The 17,983-nt window shown below is 62.6% G+C and carries 16 protein-coding genes; 5 read left to right on the top strand and 11 right to left on the bottom strand.

Annotated elements, in window-relative coordinates; genetic code table 11:
* Window positions 1-138: 138 nt before the first annotated feature.
* The 10 genes from CSE6_RS23365 to CSE6_RS23320 all read right to left on the bottom strand — a co-directional run bounded on the left by CSE6_RS23365 (window position 139) and on the right by CSE6_RS23320 (window position 12,447).
* The gene (locus tag CSE6_RS23365) at window positions 139-1,122 is read right to left on the bottom strand and encodes a branched-chain amino acid ABC transporter permease (protein ID WP_034357952.1); all 984 of its coding nucleotides are present in this window, start codon (window positions 1,120-1,122) and stop codon (window positions 139-141) included.
* 91 nt (window positions 1,123-1,213) lie between these two features.
* Window positions 1,214-1,939, bottom strand: coding sequence for an ABC transporter ATP-binding protein (locus tag CSE6_RS23360; protein WP_059441608.1), 726 nt, complete (start codon window positions 1,937-1,939; stop codon window positions 1,214-1,216).
* Window positions 1,936-2,766 carry an ABC transporter ATP-binding protein gene (locus CSE6_RS23355; RefSeq protein ID WP_059441607.1) on the bottom strand — a complete coding sequence of 277 codons (831 nt, stop codon included), beginning with the start codon at window positions 2,764-2,766 and terminating at the stop codon, window positions 1,936-1,938. Before CSE6_RS23355 ends, CSE6_RS23360 begins: the two co-directional genes overlap by 4 nt.
* Before the next feature lie 212 nt (window positions 2,767-2,978).
* Entirely contained in the window at window positions 2,979-4,166 is a 1,188-nt protein-coding gene (locus CSE6_RS23350; RefSeq protein ID WP_059441606.1) for a substrate-binding domain-containing protein, read from the bottom strand.
* A gap of 257 nt (window positions 4,167-4,423) precedes the next feature.
* The gene (locus CSE6_RS23345) at window positions 4,424-5,305 is read right to left on the bottom strand and encodes a 4-hydroxyphenyl-beta-ketoacyl-CoA hydrolase (RefSeq protein ID WP_012837423.1); all 882 of its coding nucleotides are present in this window, start codon (window positions 5,303-5,305) and stop codon (window positions 4,424-4,426) included.
* 47 nt (window positions 5,306-5,352) lie between these two features.
* Window positions 5,353-7,341 carry an acetoacetate--CoA ligase gene (locus CSE6_RS23340; protein WP_059441605.1) on the bottom strand — a complete coding sequence of 663 codons (1,989 nt, stop codon included), beginning with the start codon at window positions 7,339-7,341 and terminating at the stop codon, window positions 5,353-5,355.
* Between the two features lie 85 nt (window positions 7,342-7,426).
* Window positions 7,427-8,941 carry a sigma-54-dependent Fis family transcriptional regulator gene (locus tag CSE6_RS23335; RefSeq protein ID WP_046462610.1) on the bottom strand — a complete coding sequence of 505 codons (1,515 nt, stop codon included), beginning with the start codon at window positions 8,939-8,941 and terminating at the stop codon, window positions 7,427-7,429.
* Between the two features lie 188 nt (window positions 8,942-9,129).
* Window positions 9,130-10,647: a tripartite tricarboxylate transporter permease gene (locus CSE6_RS23330; protein ID WP_034392732.1), complete on the bottom strand. Its 1,518-nt coding sequence runs from the start codon at window positions 10,645-10,647 to the stop codon at window positions 9,130-9,132.
* Window positions 10,647-11,240 carry a tripartite tricarboxylate transporter TctB family protein gene (locus CSE6_RS23325; protein WP_059441604.1) on the bottom strand — a complete coding sequence of 198 codons (594 nt, stop codon included), beginning with the start codon at window positions 11,238-11,240 and terminating at the stop codon, window positions 10,647-10,649. The genes CSE6_RS23330 and CSE6_RS23325 overlap by 1 nt, the downstream gene beginning before the upstream one ends.
* 241 nt (window positions 11,241-11,481) lie before the next feature.
* Entirely contained in the window at window positions 11,482-12,447 is a 966-nt protein-coding gene (locus tag CSE6_RS23320; RefSeq protein WP_034357938.1) for a tripartite tricarboxylate transporter substrate binding protein, read from the bottom strand.
* 135 nt (window positions 12,448-12,582) lie between these two features.
* Here CSE6_RS23320 and CSE6_RS23315 point away from each other — a divergent pair, with 135 nt between their 5' ends.
* From CSE6_RS23315 to CSE6_RS23290, 5 genes are all read left to right on the top strand, one after another.
* Window positions 12,583-13,284, top strand: a complete 702-nt coding sequence (locus CSE6_RS23315) for a response regulator (protein ID WP_034357937.1) — start codon at window positions 12,583-12,585, stop codon at window positions 13,282-13,284.
* Entirely contained in the window at window positions 13,281-14,756 is a 1,476-nt protein-coding gene (locus tag CSE6_RS23310) for a sensor histidine kinase (protein ID WP_059441603.1), read from the top strand. Before CSE6_RS23315 ends, CSE6_RS23310 begins: the two co-directional genes overlap by 4 nt.
* A gap of 32 nt (window positions 14,757-14,788) precedes the next feature.
* Complete coding sequence (locus CSE6_RS23305; protein ID WP_034357932.1) at window positions 14,789-15,226, top strand: RNA-binding S4 domain-containing protein; 438 nt, start codon at window positions 14,789-14,791, stop codon at window positions 15,224-15,226.
* A 12-nt stretch (window positions 15,227-15,238) separates the two neighbouring features.
* Window positions 15,239-16,006, top strand: coding sequence for a hypothetical protein (locus CSE6_RS23300; RefSeq protein ID WP_034378257.1), 768 nt, complete (start codon window positions 15,239-15,241; stop codon window positions 16,004-16,006).
* Window positions 16,007-16,302: 296 nt separating this feature from the next.
* Window positions 16,303-17,115: a DNA/RNA non-specific endonuclease gene (locus tag CSE6_RS23290; protein WP_034357928.1), complete on the top strand. Its 813-nt coding sequence runs from the start codon at window positions 16,303-16,305 to the stop codon at window positions 17,113-17,115.
* A 65-nt stretch (window positions 17,116-17,180) separates the two neighbouring features.
* Here CSE6_RS23290 and CSE6_RS23285 read toward each other — a convergent pair whose 3' ends face one another.
* Window positions 17,181-17,927 carry a 16S rRNA pseudouridine(516) synthase gene (locus CSE6_RS23285; protein WP_059441622.1) on the bottom strand — a complete coding sequence of 249 codons (747 nt, stop codon included), beginning with the start codon at window positions 17,925-17,927 and terminating at the stop codon, window positions 17,181-17,183.
* Window positions 17,928-17,983: the final 56 nt, after the last annotated feature.

The raw sequence follows: 17,983 nt of genomic DNA, 5'->3' as shown, positions 1-17,983 counted from the left end.
TTTCATGGCGCCACGTATGCAGCCGGCATGCACCAAGCCAGTTGCCACCGAGCAAGGGCCTGGGCCGGCCGCGCCGCCCCGCAGCGAGGGTGGCGTCCCCCTTCCAGGGGGAAGGCGCGAAGCGACTCAGGGGGTATCTCATCTGTTGGCGACCGGATAGATGCCTTGGGGACGCCACAGCAGGACGGCCACCATGAGCGCGATATTGGAAAACAGCGCAACCTTGGGCACCAGAAAGCCCGCGTAGTTGGCCATCAGTCCCACAAGCAGCGCACCGATCAGCGCACCGCCCGTGCTGCCCAGGCCGCCGATGATGATGACGATGAAGATCAGCACATTGACCTGGGCGCCCATCTGGGCCACCACGTTCTGCTGGTACAGGCCCCACATCACGCCGCCCAGGCCGGCCAGGGCCGAGCCCGCGACGAACACGGCCACGAACAATCGGCGCACGCGGTAGCCCAGGGACTCGACCATCTCGCGGTCCTGCACGCCGGCGCGGATCAGCAGGCCGATCTTGGTGCGCGACAACATGAAGGCCAGCACGGCAAACACGGCAGCGCCCACCAGCACGGCAAAGACCCGGTATTTCTCCACGGCCGCATCGCCCAGCAGCCAGGCGCCCTTCATGGCTTCGGGCAGCGGCAGCGGAATCTGCTGCGGACCCCAGATGACCTTGATCAGCTCCTCGCCGATGATCATGCCGCCCATGGTGATGAGAATCTGCTTGAGGTGCTGGCCGTAGACGGGCCGCACGATGAAGCGCTCGAAGGCCAGGCCCAGGGCCCCAGCCACCAGCATGGCCACGACCATGGCCGGCAGCACGGCCACCAGGTTGCGCCACAGCTGCGCCGAGCCCGTCCAGTCGCCCATGGCACCGAGCACGCTGGTGGCGACGAAGGCGCCCAGCGCGATGAACACGCCATGGCCGAAGTTGAGCACGTCCATGAGGCCGAACACCAGGGTCAGCCCCGAGGCGATGATGAAGATGATCATGCCCATTGCCAGGCCAGCCACCGTCAGCGTAAGCCAGGTGCTGGGAGAGCCCACCAGGGGCAAGGTAGCAAGCGCCAGCAGCGGCACCAGCAGCAGCGGCTTGTAATCCAGGTCCTTGCGTATCATGTCCTCACCTCGGCGCGAACTTTCATATCCATAGCGGCCTGCGCTTGACCAGCAAGCGCTCGATCTGCTTTTTGCTTTGACTCTTGTGACTTCATAGCGCCAGCCCCAGCAGCGACTGCTGCAGTTCCTCGTCGGCCGCAAGATCGGCCATGCGGCCCGCGTGCACGACACGGCCGTTGTCCATTACAGCCACGCCGTCGCCCAGGCGCTTGGCGAAGGCAAGGTTCTGCTCGACCAGCAAAATGCTCACGCCGCTGGCCTTGAGCTGGGCGAAGGCCTCGATCATGTTGTTGATGATGGCCGGAGCCAGGCCTTTGCTGGGTTCATCCACGATGAGCAGATCGCGCGGCTCGACGATGGCGCGCGCCACGGCCACCATCTGCTTTTGCCCGCCGCTGAGCTTGCCGGCCGGGTGGTCCCAGAATTTCTGCACGGCCGGGAACAGCTCGTAGATCCAGTCCAGGCGCGAGCGGTCCATGCGCGCCGCATGCGAGGCCGAGCGTGCAGCCAGCAGCAGGTTTTCCTTGACCGTGAGGTCGGCAAAAATGCCCATGTTCTCAGGCACATAGGCGATGTTGAGCTGGGCAATCGCCGGCGTGGCCAGGCGCATGATGTCCTGCCGGCCAAAGCGGATGCTGCCCTGACCGGCCTGCCACAGGCCCATGATGGTGCGCAGCGTGGTGGTCTTGCCCGCGCCATTGCGGCCCAGCAGCATGGTGACCTCGCCGCGCGGCACAGCCAAATCCACGCCGTGCAGGATGTGATAGGCGCCTATATGGGTGTGCACGCCCTGGAGCTCCAACAGTATCTCGCTCATGATTGTTCTCCTCTTCCCTCTGACGGGGGAAGACCGGGATGGGGGTGAACGTCAGTGCCGCCAACGGCATCCTGGGGCGTCAACCCCAGGTATGCCTGCTGCACCACGGGCGAGGCAATGACTTCGGCCGGTTTACCGTCGGCCACCAGCGTGCCATTGGTCAGCACGATGATGCGGTCGGCCAGCTCGCGCACCACGTCCATCTTGTGCTCCACCAGCAAAATGATCTTGCTGCGATCCTTCTTGAGTTCGCGTATCAGGTCCAGAATCACCGGCGCCTCGTCATGGCTCATGCCCGCCGTAGGCTCGTCGAACATATAGACCTTCGGCTCCAGCGCCATGAGCAGCGCCACCTCAAGCTTGCGCTGGTCGCCATGCGGCAGGGCCGAAACCGGCTCATCGCGCCGCGCCCACAGCGCCACCTGCTCCAGGATTTGCTGCGCGCGCGCCAGCAATGCGCGGTGGTCGCTCCAGATGCTCCAGAGATTCATGCCGCGCCGGTGCGCGCCCTGGCGCGTGGCCTGCACGGCCAGGCGCACGTTCTCCAGCACCGACAGGGCCGGGAACAGATTCGTGAGCTGAAAGGCCCGCCCCAGGCCGGCACGCGTGCGCGCCGAAGGCGGCAGGCCCGTAAGGTCGCGCCCCTGCAACGACACCCTGCCCTCCGTGGCCCGCAACTGCCCCGAGATCAGATTGAAGTAAGTGGTCTTGCCCGCGCCATTGGGGCCGACGATGGCCGTCAGCGTGCCCGGCTCGAAGGAGCAGGTCACGCCGTTGACCGCAACATGGCCGCCAAAGCGGACGGTGAGCTTGTCAGTGGTCAGCATGAGAAATAGGCAAATACAGCCCCTAGCGCCTTACACACAAGCGCATGCAGCTATCAAAAAGTGAACTGAACCTTGCCCGCACGCTGACCAAGTCAGAGACGCCGAGCAAGAGCCGCCTCACGACGATGGCGTCGTTCCCCTCCCGATGAGAGAGGGGACGCCCGGTTAGGGGAAGGCGCGGGGCCGCCTAGGCGAAGTAACTCAGGGGGTGGTTACCGTCCGTTCCGGACGGGAACGTTCATTTCTTCAGGCTTGATCTCGCGCACCAGCTCGGGCACGCCCCAGGCCATGGCCGGATCGTTCTTGATCCTGAAGTGGTACATGCTCTGCATGGCCTGGTGATCTTCCTTGCGGAAGGTCATGACGCCCTTGGGTGTATCGAAGCTCATACCTTCCATGGCCTTGATCAAGGTGTTGGTCTTGGTGTCGCCGCCTGTCTTCTTGAGTGCCGTGACGATGGCCATGGCGGCCGAGAAACCGCCCGCCGTGAAGAAGTCCGGCGGAGCCTTGAACTGCTTGTAACTCATGGAGACCATGGCTTCGTTCACCGGGTTCTTGGGAATGCCGAAGTAATAGTAGGTGGCGCCCTCCATGCCCGGCAGATTCTTGTAGGCCGCCATGGCGGGCAGTATGTTGCCGCCCGTGGCGATCTCGATGCCGAAGCGCTTGAGGTCCATGTCGACGATCTTGAAGGGGTTGCCGGCACCGGCCCAGACAATCCAGATCACCTTCCTGCCCGGAACATCCTTGAGCCTGTCGATCAGGCGCTGGGCCCCGGCCGTGAAATCGGTGGTGGCGGCGGGCAGGTACTCCTCATGCACCAGCTTGCCTTTTTTGACCGCTTCCTTGAAGGCCTTGACGCCATCGCGACCGAAGGCATTGTCCTGGGCCAGCGTCGCAATCGTCACGCCGGGCCTGTCGATGGCCACGGCATTGCTGATCGCGTCCTGGCTGGAGTTGCGGCCCGTGCGGAAGATGTACTTGTTCCACTTGTCGCCGGTGATGGAATCGGCCACGGCGGGCTCGACGATCAGGATCTTCTTGTACTCCTCGGCCACGGGCAGCATGGCCAGCGCCACGCCCGACGCGCTGGGGCCGACAGCCAGATCTGCCTTGTCGTCCGAATAGGCTGCGGCCAGCAGGCTCTTGCCCAGATCGGGCTTGCCCTGGTCATCCTTTTCGATAAGCACCAGCTTCTTGCCTGCCACCGTCATGCTGCCGCCCGTGGCATATTCAAGCCCCATCAGCAGCCCGGCCTGCGTCTGCTTGCCGTAGGCCTCAAGCGGCCCGGTCTTGCTGTAGACATGGGCAATGCGGATTTCGGATTGCGCCAGGGCGCCGGGAACATGAACCACCATGGCCGCCAGAACGGCCGCCTGCAGCAGGCTGCGCTTGTGCATGTGTTGTCTCCTTGAGGATGGATGCGGTGTGTCCGCTTGTCTTTCTATGGTGTGCAGACAGCAGTCTTCGTGCCAGTCTGGTTTTCCTCTGAGGAGCCGCTATACGCAGCTCTATATCGCCTGAAAATCAGGCAATAAATGTCTTTAATTCAGACAGTGACTGATTTCAATACAAATCAACAACCGCCTTAGGGCTCGTCTCTGGCTTTGCTCAATCCGCCATGAAAAAAGGATCACCGGGGTGATCCTTGTGGCTTTCATGCGGCATCGCGTTTTCCGTCCAGCTCCAGCAGCCGCACGGCGTTGTCCTTGAGAATGCCGGGCATGACCTCGGGCTTGAAGCCGGCGACCTCGAAGTCCTTCATCCAGCGCTCGGGCGTGATCAGCGGGAAGTCGCTGCCGAACAGCACACGGTCCTTGAGCAGGGTGTTGGCGTACTGCACCAGCTGCTTGGGGAAATACTTGGGACTCCAGCCCGAAAGATCGATCCAGACATTGGGCTTGTGCAGCGCCACCGAGATCGCCTCGTCCTGCCAGGGAAAGCTGGGATGGGCCATGACGATCTGCATATCGCCGAAGTCCACAGCCACGTCGTCCAGCAGCATGGGGTTGCTGTAGGCCAGGCGCAGACCGCCGCCGCACTTCATGCCGCTGCCGATGCCGCTGTGGCCGGTGTGGAAGATGGCGGGCAGCTTGTAGTGGTTGATGACCTCGTAGATGGGCCAGGCCATGCGGTCATAGGGATGGAAGCCCTGCACCGTGGGATGGAACTTGAAGCCCTTGACGCCGCATTCGGTGATCAGGCGCTCGGCCTCGCGCGCGCCCATCTTGCCCTTGTGCGGGTCGATGCTGGCGAACGCCACCATCATGTCGCTGTTCTCGCGCGCGGCATCGGCGATCTCTTCGTTGGGGATGCGGCGGCGACCCAATTGCGCCTCACTGTCCACCGTGAACATCACCAGACCGATCTTGCGCTCGCGGTAATAGGCAATGGTTTCGGCGATCGTCGGGCGCAATGAGCTGCCGAAGTATTTGTCGGCCGCGCGGTCGTACTCCTCGCCGTAGCTGTCAAAGGGATTGCGGCAGCTGACTTCCGCATGGGTGTGGAAATCGATGGCGATCAGATCTTGATGGTTCATGGGTGGGTCTGCTTTGGGTATTGAGTCAAATCAGCCTCAAGCGCCTGTCACGCCTGCGGTACCTGCTCTCGAAATTGAATGAAGAAATCAATGCTGGATGGATTGGCCATGGCATCGGGGCTGGCCACCTTGGCCGCGTCCGCGCCCAGCAGCAGCTTGCGCACCGGCACCTCCATCTTCTTGCCGGTGAGGGTGCGCGGAATCTCAGCCACCTGAACCACCACATTGGGCACATGACGTGCCGAAGCCTTGGTCTTGATGGCGTTCTTGATCTGGGCGGTCAGCTCGCCCGTCAATGCCTGGCCTTCGGCCAGCGTCACGAACAGCGGCATGAAGGAAGGTCGACCCAGATATTCGAGGTCGACCACCAGGCTGTCCTTGACGGCTTCGAGCTCCTCGACGACACGGTAGATCTCCGCCGTGCCCATGCGTATGCCGAAGCGGTTGATGGTGCTGTCCGAGCGTCCGTAGATCACGGCCGTGCCGCGCTCGCTGAACTCGATCCAGTCACCATGGCGCCAGCAGCCGGCAAACACGTCGAAATAGCTGTCGTGGTAGCGCGCCCCGCTCTCGTCGTTCCAGAAGAACACGGGCATGGAGGGCATGGGCTCGGTAATCACCAGTTCGCCGACTTCGGCGATCACCTTCTGGCCCTGTTCGTTGAAGGCATGGGCGGCCACGCCCAGTTCGCGGCACTGAATCTCGCCCGCGTTGACGGGCAGTATGGGCGCGCAGGCCACAAAGCCCGAGGCGATATCAGTGCCCCCGCTGATCGAGGCCAGCCACAGATCTCTTTTGACGTTCTCGTAGACCCAGGCATAGGCATCGAGAGGCAGCGGCGAGCCCGTGGAGTTGATGGCACGCAGCTTCTCGAACTGGCGCCTCTTCTTCGGCGAGATGCCATCCTTCATGCTCTTGGTGAGGAAGGCCGCACCGCAACCGAAGATGCTGACCTGGTATTGGTCGATGAAGTCCCAGAGCGCATCGTCGCTCGGCGCCGTTGGGTTGCCGTCGGACAGGACCACGGTCGCGCCGGCCAGCAGGCTGCCTATCATCAGGTTCCAGACAATCCAGCCCGTGCTTCCCAGGAACATGAAACGATCGCCGGGCAACACGTCGTGCTGCAGGCGATTGGTTTTGAGATGGGTGAGCACGATGCCGCCATGACTGTGCACCATGGCCTTGGGCAGGCCGGTGGTTCCCGACGAGTACACCACCCACAGCGGATGGGAGAACGGCAGGCGCTCGAACTGCAGCGGCGCTGCATGGCACGTCGCATCGGCCCAACTCATGCAGTCACGCCAGGGCACGGCCGCGTGTTCGGCATCGCTGCCGAACAAGGGGCCAGGAACATGGATCACCTGGGCGATTTCGGGTAGACCCTGGAGCACCTCGTCCAGCACTTCACGGCGATCGAACTGCCTGCCGGCATAGCTATAGCTGTCGGTCGCAAAGATCAGCTTGGGTGCGATCTGCTGGAAGCGGTCCAGCACCACGGATACGCCCATCTCCGGCGCGCAACTGGACCAGATGGCGCCGATGCTGGCACAGGCCAGAAACGCCACCACAGTCTGCGGCACATTGGGCAGATAGGCCACCACGCGATCGCCACGCACTATGCCCAGACCGCGCAGGCTTGCCGCCAGGGCGCCCACATCGCGCTGCAGCTGCTGCCAGGAGACTTCGACTGGGGTCTGGCCCTCGCAGCGCGCAATGATGGCCGGACGCTGGTCGCTGGCCTGGCGGAAGATGTGTTCGGCATAGTTGAGCCGGGTTTCGGGAAACCACTCGGTACCCGGCATCTTGCGGCCGGCCAGCACCTGCGTCGGGTCACCATCGGCCTGAATGTCGAAATAGTCCCAGACGGAGCGCCAAAAGCCTTCGATATCCGTCGCCGACCATTGCCACAGCGCTTCATAGTCGGAGAAGTCATGGCCACGGCTGTCGCGCAGCCAGTCCATGTAATGCCACAGGCCGCTTTGCTCCTGCTGCTGCTGCGTGGGCCTCCACAACTCCTGCCCTTGTACCAATGCCATGCTGTCTCCGGACTCAAATTAGATATTTTTTATAACTATAAAAACAAACCAAGTCCTACCCACCAAGGGCAATCCCTAGCATGGCTCAGAAATTCAGCTTCTCGAGCCGGTCGTAGAGCTTGGCGCGCGATATGCCGAGCGTCCTTGCGACGGCCAGCTTGTTGCCTCCATGGGCCTGCATTGCGGCCCTTATCGCACGGGCTTCGAGCTCGGCCATTTGCTCGGCAAGCGGCTTGAGCAAATCGCCTGCCGCAGCCACGGGTTCCTGCGCCAAGGGCTGCCGATGCGGAACCTGCAGCTCTACCCCGGACGAGCGCAGCACCTGTGCCAGCAGGCCGGCATCAATGTGCGAGTCATCGCAGCGCATGGCTGCCTGCTCCAGCACATTGCGCAGCTCGCGAATATTGCCGCGCCAGGCCTGTGCGACCAGCAATTCCAGCGCCCCCTTTCCCAGCTCCGGCGGAACCATGTCGTTGCGCAGCGCCAGGTCCTCGCAGAGCATTTCCACCAGGGCTGGGATATCGCTGCTGCGCTCGCGCAGCGGCGGCACGCGCACGGGCAGCACATGCAGCCGGTAGAACAGGTCTTCCCGGAAGCGCCCGTCGCGCACCATCTGCAGCAGATCCCGAGAGGTGGCGGCCACCACGCGTACATCGAAATGCACGATCTGGTTGGAGCCCAGCGGCTCGATCTCTCCCTCCTGCAAGGCCCGCAGCAGCTTGGCCTGCAGACTGGCGGGCATGTCGCCGATTTCGTCGAGAAACAGGGTGCCGCCATCGGCGAGCTTGAACTTGCCATCGCGCGTCTTGCGGTCGGCTCCGGTGAATGCGCCCGGAGCCACGCCGAAGAATTCAGCCTCCAGCAGCGTTTCGGGAATGGCCGCGATATTGACGCTCACAAAAGGACCGGCAGACCGAGCCGATGCGGCATGGATGGCATGGGCCAGCACCTCCTTGCCGGTACCGGTCTCGCCCAACAGCAGCACCGGACTCATGGACTGGGCCGCCCGTCGCGCCTGGCGCTTGACCTCGACCGCAGCCGGGCTGCTGCCCACAAAGCTGGCAAAGCTGTATTTGCTGCGGCGCGAACCCTGTACGGACGCCTGCAGGCTGCGGCTGCGCTGGGCAGCCAGCTCGCGCCGCGCTTCATCGAGATCGCGCTGCAGCATCGCAAACTTGCTGATCAGCGGCTGTAAGGTCGTCTCGGGCTGATCGAACAGCACAATGCCGATGGCACCGATCACGCCACCTTCATCGTCATGCAGCGGCAGGCGGCTGACGACAAAGGTTCCGGCGCTATTGGTCAGCAGATCGATCAGGACCGGCTTGCCGGTCTCCAGCACGCTGCGCATCTGCGTGTTGGGGATGACCTCCTCCACCTTATGCCCGAGAAAATCGCCCACGCCGGCTACTCCCAGGCGTGGCAAAAAACGCTCGTAGCCTTTGTTGACCCAGACAATGCGCCCGCTTCTGTCGACCAGAAACATGCCCTGGCTCATTGACGAGAACAGCTGAAACATGGACCGTGCCGCCAATGCATAGATGCCGTCGGCATCGTCGGGCAGCTCGCAAGCGAAATCGTTGGGTAGCCGTTGGCTCATTTCCATCATTGCGCCATGGTAGGGCGACATTGCCCCAAAACCATCGGCACAGACCTCCAGCTAGCGCATTCAAAGCATGCTTTAGCCGGCCTCCATAAAAAAAATCCCCTGTCCAGCTCACCGAACAGGGGATATGAATGCAACGGGCTCCATGCGTACAGCACCCGCAGCAGGCTAGGAAACGGGACTCAGGCGGCGCTTGCCTCCCGGGCCTGCTTGGCCTCCGACAGGCGCTTGAGCACACGGGGAATGATCAGTACGGCCAGCACGATGATGATCAGCGTCAGCGACATGGGACGCTGCAGGAAGATCCACCAGCTGCCTTCGCCAATCGACACTGCATTGCGCATCTGCGCTTCCGCCAAGGGGCCGAGGATCATGCCCACCACCACGGGAGCGGTGGGGAAGTCGAAGCGGCGCATGATCACACCGAGCAAGCCAATGCCGTAGAGCAGGAACAGATCGAACGCGCTCTGGCGCATGCCGTAGGCACCGACCGTTGCAAAGATCAAGATGCCGGCATACAGCTGGGGACGCGGAATCTTCAGCAGCTTGACCCACAGACCCACCATGGGCAGGTTGAGCACCAGCAGCATCACGTTGCCGATGTACAGCGAGGCAATCAGCGCCCAGACCAGGGCCGCCGAGCTGGTGAACAGCTGGGGGCCGGGGTTGATACCGTAGTTCTGGAAGGCGCCCAGCAGCACGGCCGTGGTGTTGCTGGTAGGAATGCCCAGCGTCAGCAGCGGAATCAGGGCTGCGGTCACGGTGGCATTGTTCGCAGCCTCCGGACCGGCCACGCCTTCGATGGCGCCCTTGCCGCCGAACTCGGCCTTGTCTTCGCCCTTGGCCAGCTTCTTCTCGGTCGCGTAGCTCAGAAAGGTCGGGATCTCGGTGCCGCCAGCGGGAATGCAGCCAAACGGTGTACCCAGCAGCGTGCCGCGCATCCAGGCGGGCCAGGAACGCTTCCAGTCACGCTTGGTCATGTGCACACGGGTCAGCTTGTTCTGCGACTCCTCGACCTTGCCTTCATACATGGCGGCATACAGCACTTCAGCCACAGCAAACAGACCCACTGCCACCAGCACGATGTCGATGCCGTCCAGCAGTTCCATCTTGCCGCCGGTATAGCGCGCGGCACCGGAGATCTGATCCATGCCGATGCAGCCTGCAGCCAGGCCGACAAACAGCGCCGTCATGCCGCGCAGCGAGCTTTGGCCCAGCACGGCGCTCACGGTGGTGAAGGCCAGCACCATCAGCATGAAGTACTCGGGCGGGCCCAGCTTCACGGCAAAGTCGGCGACATAGGGAGCGAACATGGTCACCACCACGGTGGCAAAGGTCCCCGCGACAAACGAGCCGATGGCGGCGGTTGCCAGCGCCGCACCCGCTCGGCCGCTCTTGGCCATCTTGTTGCCCTCCATGGCCGTGACCATGGACGCCGTTTCGCCGGGCGTGTTCAACAGAATCGAGGTGGTCGAGCCGCCATACATGGCACCGTAGTAGATGCCGGCAAAAAAGATCATGGATGCCGTCACATCCACCTTGGCGGTGATGGGCAGCAGCATGGCCACTGCCACGGCCGGGCCGATACCGGGCAGCACGCCCACAGCCGTACCCAGGGCACAGCCCACCAGGGCCCACAACAGATTGGCGGGCGTGATGGCGGTGGCAAAGCCTGCCATCAAAGCATTGAAGATATCCATTACAGCCACCCCGTCTGAGTCAAGCCAGGCAGATTGATTGCCAGGAACTGAGTAAACATCCAGAAAACGGGCGCTGAAATCAGCAAGCCAGTGATCACATCCTTCACCCAGGTGCCGATTTCAGAGGCCTGAGGCTGATGCGCGGCGCGGCGCAGGCCCTGCACGGCCAAGACATAGCAAATCGTGCAGCTGAAGATAAAGCCGACGGTTCCAATCAAAGCCGCATTGATCAGCAGACCTGCAGAAACCCAGACAAAAGACAATATATCGGCCTTGGCATGGCCGCCAGGATCCGCCGCATGGCGAAAGCCGCCGCTCCGAGCTTCCCAGATCAACAGCGCACCGCAAACGGCCAGCACGATGGCGCACAGCCAGGGCAGAAAGTTGGGGCCGACGCCGCCATATCCCGAATCGGAAGGAATCTGCAGTGCGCCGACAGCCAGGCCGACAGCGACCAGCAGCACGCCCGAACCGACAATGGTTTGCGCTCTTTTGGACGGTACATTGGGGCTTTGCGGCTGATCGGGGTCTGCATAGGCCGAAACCTGTGCGGCCTCCGCTGCCCGGGCCAGATCTTGGAATGAATCAGACATGATGAATGTGTTTGATTTCAATGGTTTTCGGAACCCGTCAGAGCAAACTTGCCAGTAGCTCTCACGGCATCATGGGGTTGCACAAACCCTGGCTTGCGCCGTCAGGGGCAGGCCATCAATCAGTGCGGGGAAAACAGCAGGACACAACGCGATCAGGGCTGAAGTCGCCAGCCCTGTACCATGTCCCTGGAGCGTGTTCACGCGCCAGAGGCCGCTGCAGAACGCAGCGGCCTGATGATCATCAGATCATGCCGGACTTGGCCATGGTGGCGCGCAGGCTGGCGAACTCGTCATCCACGAACTTGCCAAAGGCATCGCCGCCCAGCCAGGCAGGTGTCCAGTCGTTCTTCTGCAGCGCTTCGGCCCAGGCCTTGCTCTTGGTGGCTTTTTCGATCTGGGCGACCAGTTCGTCGCGCTGGGCCTTGGAAATGCCGGGCGCGCCATACACACCGCGCCAGTTGCCGATTTCCACATTGATGCCCTGCTCCTTGAGCGTGGGAATGCTGGAGGCCGCACCCTTGAGGCGTTGAGCCGAAGTCACGCCGATGGGCTTCATCTTGCCGGTTGCGATGTATTCCGCAAACTCGCTGAAGCCGCTGCCGCCCACGGTGACGTTGCCGCCCAGAATGGCGGAGATGGCCTCGCCGCCCCCACGGAAAGCCACGTAGTTGATCTTGGCTGGGTCCACACCCACTTCACGGGCGATCATGGCCGCAGCAATATGTTCGGTGGAGCCACGCGAGCCACCGCCCCACTTGATGGATCCAGGGTCCTTCTTGAGCTGGGCCACCACTTCCGCCATATTCTTGTAGGGCGAATTGGCGGGCAGCACAAACACGTTGTACTCGCTGGTCAGGCGCGCCAGAGGCGTGGCCTGGCTCAGGTTGACGGGAGGCTTGCCGGTAATGATGCCGCCCAGCATCACGGCGCCCATGACCATCATGGCATTGGGATCGCCCTTGCTGCCGTTGACGAACTGGGCCAGACCGATGGCGCCGGCAGCGCCGCCCTTGTTGTCATAAGTGACGGAAGAAGCCACACCTGCGTCCTGCAAGGCCTTGCCCAGGGCACGGCCTGTCGTGTCCCAGCCGCCACCAGGGTTGGCGGGCAGCATCATCTTGATGGCTGCCGCTGCCTGGGCCGACAGGGGCAAAGCACCGGCCGCCGCCAAGGCTGCCAGAGACTTCAGAAACGTATCACGACGCATGATGTACTCCTTATGTAGTTGGTGAATGCAATCATGGACAGCCTGCCTGTCAAACGGCTGTCCAATCACCTAGGGCTATCCCCTAAGCAAGCCCGGTAGTTTCACGACTTGTCTTCGCATTCGCAGCGCAGTGCTATGTTCGGCTCCATGCAATTACTGCTTGTTGAAGATGATTCCGCCATGCGCACCACGCTGCAGCGCACCCTGATGCGCCGCGGGCTGCATGTGGATGTGGCGGCCGACGGCCCCAGTGCACTTGCTCACTGGCAGACCCGCGAACCCGATGCCGTGGTGCTAGACCTGAGCCTGCCCGGCCTCGACGGCCTGCAGGTGCTGGAGCGCGCCCGGGCCCTGGGCCTGCGCACACCGGTGCTGATACTGACGGCACGTGGCACCGTGGGCGACCGCGTCATGGGGCTGAACGCCGGTGCCGACGACTATCTGGCCAAGCCCTTTGACCTCGACGAACTGGAAGCACGCCTGCGCGCCCTGCTGCGCCGCAGCCAGGATAGCTTCACACCCAGATCGGCCTCTGAAGTTATCACCCTGGGCGCATTGCGCTATGAAAAGGAAAGCGGCGCCATTTATCTCGACGACAAGGTCCTGGAGCTGACCCCGCGCGAGCTGTCCATGATGCATGCGCTGCTGGCCCGCCCCGGCCATGCGGTCACCAAGGAGCGGCTGTTCAGTCTGGTCTTCCCCGGCGAGGTCGATGTGCAATACGAGGCCGTGGAAGTCGTGGCCTACCGGCTGCGCAAAAAGCTGGGCGGCACCGGCGTGCAACTGGTCACGCTGCGCGGACTGGGCTATCTGGTCAAGGCCGAGGCGGCCGCATGACAGCTGCTGGTGCCAAAGCGCGGCTCAAGACGGCCTGGTCGCTGCGGCGCCTGCTGCTCACCGGCATCTTGCTGCCTGTGCTGGCGCTGATTGCCCTCAACGCCTGGAGCCTCTATCAGCAAACCCTGGCATCGCTGCATACGGCTTACGACAGAACCCTGCTGGCCTCGGCCAAAAGCATCAGCGAGCAAATTGGCGTCACGGGATACGACGATCAGGCACAGTTGCGCGCCATTGTTCCCTATTCGGCACTGGAAATTTTCGAGGCTGACAACCAGAGCCGCATGTTCTACCGCGTCTCCACGCTGGACGGACAGTTGATCTCCGGCTTCGAGGAACTGCCAGTCTGGAACGGCAGGATTCCGCAGCGCCCGCCCTATGCGGCGCTGGTGGACTTCTACGACGACGAGTTTCGCGGCCACCCCGTGCGCGTGGCCGTGCTGCTGCAGCCGGTTGCCAGTGCCAACGGACGCGGCATGGCCGTGATCCAGGTGGCCGAAACCCTGGAACTGCGCGAATCCCTGGCCTTGCAGATTCTGCGTGACACCTTGATTCGTCAAGCCTTGCTGGTGCTGGTCGTCGCCCTGATCGTGATCATCGTGGTGCAGCGCGCCACCCAGCCCATACGCCAGCTCAGCCAGGATCTGCAGGGCCGTGCCCAGGGGGATCTGAGTCCGCTCGCTGCGCCCGAGGTCCCGCGCGAAGTCCAGCCCCTGCTGGAAGCCACCAACCAGACCATGCAGCGCCTGCAAGGCCTGCTGAGCAATCAGAAGCGCTTTGTGCGCGACGCCTCGCACCAGCTGCGCACGCCGCTGGCCGTGCTCAAGGTTCAGGTTCAGTCAGCCAAGCGCGGCGATATTCCTCCGGCCCAGGCCTTTGCCGAGATTGACGACACGGTGGACCGCGCCACCCGCGTCGCCAATCAGATGCTGGCCCTGGCCAAGGTCGAGCAGCTGCGCCAGGAAGACAGCAACCAGAGCAGCGCCATGCTCGCCCAGCTCGACGATATCGTGCGCGACGTGGCGCTGGAGCTGTCGCCGCTGATTGCCGATCACGACATGGACTTCGGCATCGAAACCCAGGCCTGCTGCGTGGCCGCCCATGAATGGATGCTGCGCGAGTTGACCCGCAACCTGCTGCACAACGCCATACGCCACACCCCCAGGCACGGAAGTCTGCAGATCGATGTGCGCGCGCACGACGGCATGGCGCAGCTGAGTATCGAAGACAGCGGCAGCGGCATCGACGATGAACTGGCCCAGCGACTGTTCCAGCCCTTTTCGGCGGGCAACACGCGCAGCGGCTCGGGCCTGGGCCTGGCCATCTGCCAGGAGATCGTGCAGACCCTGGGCGGCCAGATCGAGCTGCGCAACCTGCACGACGGACTCGGCCGCGTGCGTGGCCTGCAGGCGCTGATTCAGCTGCCCCTGCACAATGGCGATGCCCAGGACATGGATACTGCTCTGACTTGAATCGCCATCCCTTCACGCCGCAAAATACCGATATGAGTGAAACTGAATCCATGCGTCTGGACAAATGGCTGTGGTGCGCGCGGTTCTACAAGACCCGCAGCCTGGCTGTGGAGGAGATTGGCAAGGGCCGGGTCACGGTCAACAACGCCAATGCCAAGGCCTCGCGTGAAATCCGCCCGGGCGACCACATCCACCTGCGCCAGGGCAATATTCCCAGGGAAGTCATAGTGCGCGGGCTGAGCGGCATGCGCGGCCCGGCACCCGTGGCCCAACAGCTATACGAGGAAACGGCGCAAAGCATTGCCCAGCGCGAACAGCTGGCCGAGCAGCGCCGTCTGGCACCTGAGCCCGCCGAAGCACTGGCGGCCCAGCACACCGGCCGCCCCACCAAGCGCGACCGCCGCGAAATCGACCGCGTGCAGCACAACAGCGGCTGGGGCGACCGCTGGAGCGCTTCCATCGATGACTGAAAACCTTCGCCCATGAAGCGCAGGCTGCTGATCTCCGCACTCTCCACCGTGGCAGTTGCGGCAACCGGCGCCTTGAGCTGGTCGTGGCTGCGCAAGCGTCAGGGCAGTACCGAACGTCGAGCCGTGATCCAGATGGTCTTCAGCCAGGCGCTGCCGCCGCTGAGCGCCCAGCATCTGCAGCTGATGCGCCTGCTGCGGGTGCAGTGGATGCCCGTAGAGTCTGGGGCACCCGGCTTCGATCCCGTGCAGCCCTTGGGCGGCGATCTGTCCACCCTCGACACGGCCCAGCAGGTGCTGCGCAATCACGATCCTGCTCTGGCCACCAGGCTCCTGGCCGAGGTCTGCCTTTGGCTGCCGCAGTTTGTGGCCACCGCCACCTTGGCGCCCGGTCGCTATGCCTTGCCGCCCGACTTCTCAGGTCAGGCGCCAGACAGCAGCTTCGACTTTCGTCCCGAACACCTGACGCTGCTGCATGCCGCCCTGTGGCGAGAAGTCGGTACCGATGACCTGCCTTATGTCTTGGCCGAGGAGGAAGACGGCCAGGCGATCTGGCCCTTGCCCTATATCGACGGCAAGCGGCCGTATGGCGACCGCAGCTACTACCAGATCGACATGGCCGACATTCTGGGCAAGCCCTATGCCAGGAACGCACAGGGCCAGTACATTTTGCCGCCCCAGAAAGACGAGGCGCTCAAACAGTTGCATCTGCAAACCCAAGCCGCGCTGCAGATCCTGCTCATGCATGGAACGCCCTCAGGGATCCGAAGCTTGGCGACGTAAGCAGGGACAGGACTGTGGCAAAGTCCACCCCTCATAAAATATGAGCATTTAGCGCTTTATTACAAAGCTTTTCAGGAAACTTTCACCTTGAAAAGCTTTCAAAGCTTGCGCAAGCAGCTCTTATTCAAGTAGCAATCACTCCTCCTCGATGACGGCCAGACTCGCTCTTGCGCCTGGGCTGCTGGCACTCTTTTCATCTCCCTCGGCCTTCTTCGCGCATGTCTTCCGCTTTTTCAGCACCGCTCTCCTCTTTCTCCTCACGCTCCCCACTATGGCTGCGCCATGCCGGCATCGCAATGCTGGCCATCGGCAGTGTGGCCTGCTCCGCCCGGATGCCTGCGCCCTCGGCAGCGGTCAGCCCCGCATCGCTCATCCAGGTCAGCAATCCCACGCGCAGCACCCAGGGCTTTGAGCAATGCCCGCAGTTCTTTGCCAATGGCAAGGCCCCCGTGCTCAGCGATCAGCCCAAGCTGCGTGCGCTGTGCTATGACGCGTTTGCCGTGCTGCACAGCGGCCAGAGCAAGACGCCCGTCTTCGTCGCTCAACGCCTGAACAAGGCCCTGGTCGCCGATGCCGACGAAAAGCGCACCAACAAGTTCTACAGCGATGCCCGCCTGCCTCGTGATGAACGCGCCGAGCTGGACGACTACAAGCGTTCCGGCTACTCACGCGGCCACATGGCTCCCGCTGGCGACATGCCGACCGCACAGGCTATGGCCCAGAGCTTCTCGCTGGCCAATATGGTGCCCCAGTCCATCAAGCAGAACGGCGGCCCCTGGGCCCGCATCGAAAAAGACACACGCAGCTATGCGCAACGGGCTCAGGGCGATGTCTACATCATCACCGGCCCGGTCTTTGATACCAATGCAGCCTCCGTCGGCCACAACCAGGTGCGTGTGCCCAGCTTTCTCTACAAGCTGGTTTATGACGCTCAGAGCCAGCGTGCCTGGGCGCACTGGCAGGCCAATGATGATGCGGCCCGTGTCACCGAGCCCATCAGCTACACGGAGCTGGTGCGCCGCACCGGCATCGAATTCCTGCCCGGCGCTGCGCTGCAAGCCTCGGGCAAGCTCCAGCAGACGTCCATGCTCCCTGCGCAGAGACACTGATTTACCGTGTCCCCAATCAAAAAGCCTGCTGGCGCAAGCCAGCAGGCTTTTTATGGTTCTCTGTCTTACTTGCCCGGCTTGAACAATTCCAGCTCATCCGCCGTAAGCCAGCGCCATTGGCCAGGCTCCAGCTCTGCGGGCAACTCCATGCCGCCGATTCTTCTGCGATGCAGACCTTCGACCCGGTTGCTCACGGCCGCAATCATGCGCTTGACCTGGTGATACTTGCCCTCGGTCAGCGTCAGATCCAGCACATGGCTATCCACCTGCTCGCAGGCCGCTGCCTTGACGGACTTGGGATCATCATCGAGCACGACACCATCCAGCAGCCGCTGTATCTGCTTGGCATCCACTGGATGCTTGCAAGTCACCCGATAAACCTTGGAGACATGCTTTTTGGGCGACGACATGCGGTGGATGAACTGGCCATCGTCGCTGAGCAGCAGCATGCCCGTCGTATCCTGATCCAGGCGCCCCACCGCCTGAACACCTTGCACCGCCCCTTTGTTGGGTCGTTGACGCAGCGGAGCTGGCAGCAAGGTGTAGATGCTGGGATAGGCCGATGGCTTTTGCGAGCATTCGGTGCCAGCAGGCTTGTTCAGCAGCACATAACCCAGCTCGTGATACTCCCACTCCACGCCTTGCACCTTGAAGCGCAGACCTTCGGGATCCACCTGCTGGGTGGAATCCAGGACCTTCTCCCAGTCAGAAGTCTGCGGGTTCCACAGTTCCACCCAGCCTTGCTGCACCAAGCCGGAGCAGACACGGCGAATGCCAAAGCCTTGTGAATACAACATGTCCTGCAGCTGCATGCTCATCCTTTCCATGTCCACTACTGCGCAAGCAATATCAAGAATACCGATTGATC

Source organism: Comamonas sp. E6, from assembly GCF_001010305.1.
Lineage (GTDB): Bacteria > Pseudomonadota > Gammaproteobacteria > Burkholderiales > Burkholderiaceae_C > Comamonas > Comamonas thiooxydans.
The sequence above is the reverse complement of the archived record's forward strand: the minus strand, read 5'-3'. Positions and strand labels throughout refer to the sequence as shown.

Excerpts from the sequence above, each read along its gene's own strand:
- CSE6_RS23365 (WP_034357952.1), bottom strand. The coding sequence starts at position 1,122 with ATGATACGCAAGGACCTGGATTACAAGCCGCTGCTGCTGGTGCCGCTG.
- CSE6_RS23360 (WP_059441608.1), bottom strand. The coding sequence starts at position 1,939 with ATGAGCGAGATACTGTTGGAGCTCCAGGGCGTGCACACCCATATAGGC.
- CSE6_RS23355 (WP_059441607.1), bottom strand. The coding sequence starts at position 2,766 with ATGCTGACCACTGACAAGCTCACCGTCCGCTTTGGCGGCCATGTTGCG.
- CSE6_RS23350 (WP_059441606.1), bottom strand. The coding sequence starts at position 4,166 with ATGCACAAGCGCAGCCTGCTGCAGGCGGCCGTTCTGGCGGCCATGGTG.
- CSE6_RS23345 (WP_012837423.1), bottom strand. The coding sequence starts at position 5,305 with ATGAACCATCAAGATCTGATCGCCATCGATTTCCACACCCATGCGGAA.
- CSE6_RS23340 (WP_059441605.1), bottom strand. The coding sequence starts at position 7,341 with ATGGCATTGGTACAAGGGCAGGAGTTGTGGAGGCCCACGCAGCAGCAG.
- CSE6_RS23335 (WP_046462610.1), bottom strand. The coding sequence starts at position 8,941 with ATGAGCCAACGGCTACCCAACGATTTCGCTTGCGAGCTGCCCGACGAT.
- CSE6_RS23330 (WP_034392732.1), bottom strand. The coding sequence starts at position 10,647 with ATGGATATCTTCAATGCTTTGATGGCAGGCTTTGCCACCGCCATCACG.
- CSE6_RS23325 (WP_059441604.1), bottom strand. The coding sequence starts at position 11,240 with ATGTCTGATTCATTCCAAGATCTGGCCCGGGCAGCGGAGGCCGCACAG.
- CSE6_RS23320 (WP_034357938.1), bottom strand. The coding sequence starts at position 12,447 with ATGCGTCGTGATACGTTTCTGAAGTCTCTGGCAGCCTTGGCGGCGGCC.
- CSE6_RS23315 (WP_034357937.1), top strand. The coding sequence starts at position 12,583 with ATGTTCGGCTCCATGCAATTACTGCTTGTTGAAGATGATTCCGCCATG.
- CSE6_RS23310 (WP_059441603.1), top strand. The coding sequence starts at position 13,281 with ATGACAGCTGCTGGTGCCAAAGCGCGGCTCAAGACGGCCTGGTCGCTG.
- CSE6_RS23305 (WP_034357932.1), top strand. The coding sequence starts at position 14,789 with ATGAGTGAAACTGAATCCATGCGTCTGGACAAATGGCTGTGGTGCGCG.
- CSE6_RS23300 (WP_034378257.1), top strand. The coding sequence starts at position 15,239 with ATGAAGCGCAGGCTGCTGATCTCCGCACTCTCCACCGTGGCAGTTGCG.
- CSE6_RS23290 (WP_034357928.1), top strand. The coding sequence starts at position 16,303 with ATGCTGGCCATCGGCAGTGTGGCCTGCTCCGCCCGGATGCCTGCGCCC.
- CSE6_RS23285 (WP_059441622.1), bottom strand. The coding sequence starts at position 17,927 with ATGCAGCTGCAGGACATGTTGTATTCACAAGGCTTTGGCATTCGCCGT.